The sequence below is a fragment of the Citrobacter sp. TBCS-14 genome (assembly GCF_005280805.1).
Taxonomy (GTDB): Bacteria; Pseudomonadota; Gammaproteobacteria; order Enterobacterales; family Enterobacteriaceae; genus Citrobacter; species Citrobacter gillenii.
Map to the genome: position 1 here is coordinate 191,876 of NZ_SZWM01000457.1, position 7,271 is coordinate 199,146.

General features: G+C 51.2%; 8 protein-coding genes. 3 read left to right on the forward strand and 5 right to left on the reverse strand.

Features of this window, described 5'->3' with window-relative positions; translation table 11 throughout:
• The first annotated feature begins 24 nt into the window (after positions 1–24).
• The gene (gene gloB, locus FDX22_RS16875) at positions 25–780 is read left to right on the forward strand and encodes a hydroxyacylglutathione hydrolase (RefSeq protein WP_117341990.1); all 756 of its coding nucleotides are present in this window, start codon (positions 25–27) and stop codon (positions 778–780) included.
• Positions 781–851: 71 nt separating this feature from the next.
• Positions 852–2,210, forward strand: a complete 1,359-nt coding sequence (gene mltD / locus FDX22_RS16880) for a murein transglycosylase D (RefSeq protein WP_096758207.1) — start codon at positions 852–854, stop codon at positions 2,208–2,210.
• Positions 2,211–2,259: 49 nt separating this feature from the next.
• Here mltD and FDX22_RS16885 read toward each other — a convergent pair whose 3' ends face one another.
• From FDX22_RS16885 to FDX22_RS16895, 3 genes are all read right to left on the reverse strand, one after another.
• Positions 2,260–3,030, reverse strand: coding sequence for a class I SAM-dependent methyltransferase (locus FDX22_RS16885; RefSeq protein WP_146717509.1), 771 nt, complete (start codon positions 3,028–3,030; stop codon positions 2,260–2,262).
• A gap of 78 nt (positions 3,031–3,108) precedes the next feature.
• Entirely contained in the window at positions 3,109–3,909 is an 801-nt protein-coding gene (locus tag FDX22_RS16890) for an endonuclease/exonuclease/phosphatase family protein (protein ID WP_115259371.1), read from the reverse strand.
• A 131-nt stretch (positions 3,910–4,040) separates the two neighbouring features.
• On the reverse strand, positions 4,041–5,216 hold the full coding sequence (locus FDX22_RS16895) for an MFS transporter (protein WP_146717510.1): 1,176 nt from the start codon (positions 5,214–5,216) through the stop codon (positions 4,041–4,043).
• A 105-nt stretch (positions 5,217–5,321) separates the two neighbouring features.
• Between FDX22_RS16895 and yafC the strand changes: the two genes are divergently transcribed.
• Complete coding sequence (yafC, locus tag FDX22_RS16900; RefSeq protein ID WP_146717511.1) at positions 5,322–6,236, forward strand: DNA-binding transcriptional regulator YafC; 915 nt, start codon at positions 5,322–5,324, stop codon at positions 6,234–6,236.
• A gap of 29 nt (positions 6,237–6,265) precedes the next feature.
• Here yafC and dkgB read toward each other — a convergent pair whose 3' ends face one another.
• Together dkgB and FDX22_RS30530 are read right to left on the reverse strand one after the other, a co-directional pair.
• Positions 6,266–7,069: a 2,5-didehydrogluconate reductase DkgB gene (gene dkgB / locus FDX22_RS16905; RefSeq protein WP_146717512.1), complete on the reverse strand. Its 804-nt coding sequence runs from the start codon at positions 7,067–7,069 to the stop codon at positions 6,266–6,268.
• Positions 7,070–7,082: 13 nt separating this feature from the next.
• Positions 7,083–7,271: hypothetical protein (locus tag FDX22_RS30530; protein ID WP_222592528.1), on the reverse strand; the 189-nt coding region annotated here is incomplete at its 5' end.

The following is a 7,271-nucleotide window of genomic DNA, read 5'->3' on the forward strand; positions in this document are numbered from 1 at the left end:
CCGTTTCGCATTGAGAGGTAATTTATGAATCTTAACAGTATTCCCGCCTTTGATGACAATTACATCTGGGTCCTGACCAATAATGAGAATCATTGCCTGATTGTCGATCCTGGCGAGGCGGCTCCGGTGCTACAAGCCATTGCTGAGCACAACTGGGTGCCAGAGGCTATTTTACTTACCCACCACCATCATGATCACGTTGGCGGCGTGAAAGAACTTGTGCAGCGCTTTCCACAAATAGTGGTCTATGGACCTGCTGAAACACAAGATAAGGGAACCACACGTGTAGTCGAAGAGGGTGATATCGCACTCGTTTTAGGGCATGAATTTAGCGTATTTGCCACGCCGGGTCACACTTTAGGACATATCTGTTACTTCAGCCACCCTTATCTGTTTTGCGGCGACACGCTGTTTTCCGGCGGCTGCGGCCGGCTTTTTGAAGGCACAGCATTACAAATGTATCAATCACTTAAAAAAATAAGTGCCCTTCCGGATGATACGTTAATTTGTTGCGCACATGAGTACACTTTAGCAAATATGAAGTTTGCCTTAAGCATCCTCCCGCACGATCCGTCTATAAATGATTATTATCGTAAAGTTAATGAGTTACGCGTAAAAAATCAAATGACACTACCCGTAATTCTGAAAAATGAGCGCAGAAATAATATTTTTTTAAGAACGGAAGATATTGATTTAATTAATGAAATCAACAAAGAAACAATATTGCAACAACCTGAAGCGCGTTTTGCGTGGTTAAGGTCAAAGAAAGATACGTTCTGACAATTCCGGGTTGCCTTTTGAAAACTTCGCCGTTATGATCGGTCGTCTTTTAAGCAACTATTGACACACACATGAAGGCAAAAGCGATATTACTCGCCTCTGTCCTGCTTGTTGGGTGCCAGAATACTGGTAACGTCCAACAACACGCACAGAGCCTTTCTGCAGCTGGTCAAGGGGAAGCAGGAAAGTTTACAAGCCAGGCGCGCTGGATGGACGATGGGACATCTATCGCCGCCGATCAGGATTTGTGGGCTTTCATTGGTGACGAGCTAAAGATGGGAATTCCGGAAAACAACCGGATTCGCGAACAGAAACAGAAGTATTTACGCAATAAGAGCTATCTCCACGATGTAACGTTACGGGCAGAGCCGTATATGTACTGGATAGCCGGGCAAGTTAAGAAACGTAACATGCCGATGGAGCTGGTACTCCTACCCATAGTGGAGAGCGCTTTTGATCCTCACGCAACGTCTGGCGCCAATGCCGCAGGCATTTGGCAGATCATTCCGAGCACGGGGCGCAATTATGGTTTAAAGCAGACCCGCAATTATGATGCACGTCGCGACATTGTGGCTTCCACCACTGCCGCGTTGGACATGATGCAGCGTCTGAACAAGATGTTTGATGGCGACTGGCTGCTGACCGTTGCTGCTTATAATAGCGGTGAAGGTCGCGTGATGAAGGCAATGAAAGCGAACAAATCTCGTGGCAAGCCCACCGATTTTTGGTCACTCCCTCTGCCTCAGGAAACGAAGCAGTATGTGCCCAAAATGCTGGCATTGAGTGATATTCTCAAGAACAGCAAGCGTTATGGCGTGCGTCTGCCAACCACAGACGAAAGCCGCGCGTTGGCACGTGTTCGCTTGAACAGTCCGGTTGAGATGGCTCAGGTTGCCGATATGGCAGGTATTTCCGTCAGCAAGCTGAAGACCTTCAATGCTGGCGTGAAAGGCTCCACGTTGGGTGTCAGCGGCCCGCAATATGTGATGGTGCCAAAGAAGCACGCGGAGAAACTGCGTGAGTCCCTGGCGTCAGGCGAAATTGCAGCCGTACAGTCAACGCTGGTCGCGGATAACACGCCGCTGAACAGCCGTAGCTACAAGGTTCGCTCAGGCGATACGCTTTCCGGCATCGCTTCACGTCTTGGCGTGAATGCGAATGAGCTAAAGCAGTGGAATAATCTGCGTAGTTCGACTCTGAAAGTGGGCCAAAGCTTGACCGTAGGTGCAGGCACCAGCGCGCAGCGACTGGCTAAAAACAGCGATAGCATTACCTATCGTGTACGTAAGGGCGATTCGCTTTCGAGCATTGCTAAACGTCACGGGGTCAACATCAAGGATGTGATGCGCTGGAATAACGATACCGACAATCTGCAGCCGGGCGATCAGCTGACGTTGTTTGTGAAAAACAACGGTATGCCGGACTCCTGATAGCAGTATAAACATTAAGGCACTGGTTTCCCCCCAGTGCCTTTTTTATTTATGCCGCTTTATGCGCCTCAACCATAATCGTGTCACTGGTGAACGACCCGTCCTGCTGTAACGCGAAGTAGGCCTGCACTTCGGCAGACGCACTCTGCTGGTATAAACGAACCGCGTCAATCAACACCTGCGGGGTACGCATCCGCGCGACCCATGAGCTAAACGCCAGCGGCAGGCGGTCCGTCAACACCGTATCGGCAATCAGATTGGCATCATTCATCAATGACAGCCACTCACCGCTGGAATAGTTGCGCACATGTGAGGTATCGCGTAACGCTTCAACGGTTTGCAGCCAGATGTCCCGCACCGGGTGCCCAGGTGACATGACATCCATCACAATCACCACACCGCCAGGTTTCAATACACGATTCACTTCTCGCAGCGCGCGTCCGACATCATGCCAGTGATGAGCAGAATAGCGGCTAATCACCACATCAAAAGAGCCATCCTCAAACGGCAGGCTTTCGGCATATCCTTGCCGGGTAGCGATATTGTCTAATCCCTTCTCTTTTGCCGCCTGCGCAACCACGTCGAGCATCTGCGCCGATAAATCATACGCCACGACCTGTTTTACCTGATGTGCCACCGCAAAGCTGGCGTGTCCCGCACCACATCCCATGTCGAGAACGCTGGCCTGTGGAAATGCCGACAGCCTTTCCGCCAGCCGTTGTAAATCACGGCCAGAGGCGTGTACCGTGCTGGTTAAATAGGCATTCGCTTGCGAGCCAAACTGCTTTTCGACGTTGTCATGATGAGAGCGTGTAGTCATTGTGTTGTCCTTCGGTTGTGGTGAAAGATAAAGGACAGCACCCTAACAGGCCTGCCCCACGGCAGACCTGACACACCTTTATTGTTCAGGCTTGCCGGGACTAAATTCAACGAGTAGTGGATTGTGATCGGATGCGCGCGTCACCAGCACAGAGGCTTCACTGACGTTCAAACCACGATAGAACACAAAATCGAGCGGGCGACCAAACGCGCGTCGGCGCTGATCGTCGGTAAAGCGCACCTGGCGTAGCGACATTTCACGGGCGAAACGGTACAACGCATTCATCCGTCGACGGCTCCAGGCGTTGAAATCACCGGCCATAATCACCGGGCCGCTGTGATGAGCAATCTGATCGCCAATGGGAAGTAACTGCTTACTATAGACATCCACCCCGAGGCTGAAGTTAACCGCGTGGATGTTCACCACCATCAATAAACGTGAGTCTGGCAGGGGATATACCGTCACCAGCGCCGACTTTGCCAGCCGTAAAATAGGCTCACGTTCGCGTAGAGGGCAGCAGTAAACAGGATGTGCCGCCGACAGCGTCATGACGCCAGAGGGGTGCTGAGGCAGCACAAAGGCGGGAACCTGATCGGCAGCAAGATAGTTAGCGGTCGCAAACTGCACCAGTTCCGGCGTGGTTTGGGCTTCCTGCAATAACACCAGATGCGCGTCTTTGCCAAAGTTCTTCAGCACCGACAACCATTCTGCCCGCTGCTGTTTAAAAATATTCCACACCAGCACGCGAATACGGTCTTCACTGCTTAAGGGAACGCCGGCGGGTAATGCCTGACCAATATGCGCAAACGACCGTGGCGGTAAGATCCGCTCAACGGGTTGTCCGGCAACATAGCGCATAGCATAGGTGTTTTTTCGCACTGTAGACTTTCAAACCTCTGTAACGTCAACCAGTCCGCAGCCGGACTGGTTCTTCAGTTATAGGGACTTTAAGGCTTACTTTCAACGAGCAATTGCAGTTTGTTTTGTAAGTGGGTACTTACATCAATGAGTTATCCCAGCGTGATCCGCGCAGGTTTATCAAGACGACCGCTGATGCCCATCAGTAAGAAAGCAGCCAGTACGATAAGCGCGCCAATCCGCGGCGTCTGCGCTAAGCCATAATGCTCTACCGTTTGCCCGCCAATCACCGAACCCAGTGCAATACCGACGTTAAACGCCGCAATGTTCAGTCCGGAGGCGACATCAACTGCATTGGGGGTAAATTGTTCCGCTTTCTGCACAACATAAACCTGTAATCCCGGTACGTTACCGAAGGCAAAGATCCCCATCACCAATATCGTTACCAGCGCCGCGTACTGCGTGGATGCCGTTAACTGGAATAGCATCAGCAGAACAAACAGTGCAGCAAAAATGAACTTCAATGCAGGGACTGCACCATGTTTATCCGCCAGTTTACCGCCCCAGATATTACCGATAGCCACAGAGACGCCGTATCCCAATAAGATCCAACTTACCGCTGTCGGGGAGAATCCGGCCAGATCCTGCATCATCGGTGCAAGGAAGGTAAACGCCGTAAAGACGCCACCATAGCCCAGCGCCGTAACCGCATAAATCAACAGCAGACGAGGATGGGTTAAGACTTTCACCTGATCGCGGATGCTGGCGGCAGCCCGACCTGGAATATTCGCCGGGATCAGCAACTGGCTGCTAATTAGCGCAATGACGCCCAGCATTGAGACTGCGAGGAAGGTTTCACGCCAACCAAAATGCTGACCGATAAATGTGCCCAGCGGAACGCCCGTCACCAGGGCCACCGTTAAACCGCCAAACATAATGGCGATGGCCGAAGCCGCTTTCTCTTTAGGCACCAGACTTGTTGCAATGGTTGAACCAATCGAGAAGAACACGCCGTGTGCAAGACCGGTCAACAGACGGGCGACAATTAAGGTCATATAGCCCGGAGCCTGCCATGCCAGCAAATTACCGGCAGTAAACAGCACCATCAGCGCAACCAGCAGCTGTTTACGCGGCAGGCTCCCTGTCAGAGCGGTCAGCACTGGTGCGCCAATCGCCACCCCCAGCGCATAAATTGAAACCAGCATCCCCGCAGAAGGCAAAGAGATGGCCAGTTGTTCAGCAATAGTCGGTACCAGGCCGACAATCACAAATTCGGTCGTGCCAATGGCGAAGGCACTTATAGTCAGTGCGAATAAAGCGAGTGGCATAAATAAACTCCATATCATCAGTAATCAGATGACATGCAGTATGCCGGGATGCTTTAATAACAAAAATATTCAAAATCTCAATATAATTTTGCTTCAGGTGCAAAAATGAAAGCAACCTCAGAAGAACTGGCGATTTTTGTGGCTGTCGTGGAAAGCGGTAGCTTTAGCCGCGCCGCAGAGCAGTTGGGACAGGCCAATTCTGCCGTCAGTCGGGCCGTAAAAAAACTGGAGATGAAACTTGGCGTCAGCTTGCTCAATCGGACCACCCGACAGCTAAGCCTGACCGAGGAAGGTGAACGTTACTTCAGGCGCGTACAGCTAATCTTGCAGGAAATGGCCGCCGCAGAGACGGAAATTATGGAGTCTCGCAATACGCCGCGTGGCTTGCTGCGCATTGACGCCGCAACGCCGGTTATGCTGCATTTCCTGATTCCGCTCATCAAGCCCTTCCGCGAACGCTATTCTGAGATGACGCTGTCGCTGGTCTCTTCAGAGACGTTCATCAATCTTATTGAACGAAAAGTGGATGTAGCTATACGTGCAGGCACGCTGACTGACTCGAGCCTACGCGCACGTCCATTGTTTACCAGCTATCGTAAGATTATTGCTTCGCCTGACTATATTGCGAAATTTGGTGTTCCAGAGAGCGTCGAAGCGCTTAAGCAGCACCTGTGTCTCGGTTTTTCTGAACCGGTTTCACTCAATACCTGGCCGATTGCCTGCAGCGATGGGCAGCTTCATGAGGTTGAATGCGGACTATCTTCTAACAGCGGCGAAACGCTAAAACAACTTTGTCTGAGCGGAAACGGTATTGCCTGTCTTTCAGATTATATGATTGATAAGGAGATCGCACGAGGTGAACTGGTCGAATTGTTGGCGGATAAACGCCTGCCAGTAGAGATGCCGTTCAGCGCTGTTTACTACAGCGATCGGGCAGTAAGCACTCGCATTCGGGCATTTATCGACTTTTTGAGTGAACATATAAGAACAGCTCCCGCAGGAGCTGTGAAAGAGGGTTAAAGGGCACAGAGGGTCGCTGGGTCAGGTCATTAGTCCCACTCGGGTGCCAGACCTTCCGGGCTAACCAGACGATCGTTGCAGTCCAGCGCCGCGATCGCCGCGTTGTCTTCAGCATCCAGACGCAGCTCCAGCGCCAGCAGGTTACTGGCCAGGTTTTCTCGCTTGGTCGAAGAAGGGATCACCGAGTATCCCTCACCCATCGCCCATGCCAGAATCACCTGAGCCGGTGTCGCATTATGTTTCGCGGCAATACCGGCAATGACTTCATCTTTCAGTGCCTTACCGTATGCCAGCGTCATGTAAGACGTGATGTGAATACCGTGCGCTTTGGCCCAGTCAACCACCTGACGGCTTTGCAGATACGGGGACAGCTCAATCTGGTTGGTCGCGATGTTCTCTACGCCCACTGCAGCAATGGCTCTTTCCATTAGCGGAATGGTAAAGTTAGAGATACCAATTTCGCGAGTCAGGCCCTGTGCTTTAGCTTCCAGTAATGCCTGCATAAATTCTTCAACAGAAACCGCATCGTTTGGTGAAGGCCAATGGATCAGCGTCAGATCAACGTAATTGGTACGCAGTTTCTTCAAACTCTCTTTCAGGCTCGGGATCAGTTTTTCTTCGCTGAGATTCTCAATCCAAATCTTGGTGGTGATATACAGCTCACTGCGCGGCACACCACTTTCAGCAATCGCCTGACCAACTGCGGCTTCGTTATCATAGATTTGTGCGGTATCGACGGCCCGATAGCCCAGTTCCAGAGCTGTTTTAACAGAAGCGATAACGACGTCGTCTTTCAGGCGAAAAGTACCTAAACCGAATGCAGGGATAGTCATAAATTTCCTCTTTTTAATCACAGTCTTCGTTAGTCGGAGGAGTATGGCCTTCTAACGTGTAGATAAAAAGAGCGTATAACGCAGAGGATTTTTGCAGATTTAGCAATAATTGAATGACAGCAAAAGAAAAAGCCCTGAGCGTTAACTCAGGGCTTTCAATAAGTGGCGGAACGGACGGGACTCGAACCCGCGACCCCCTGCG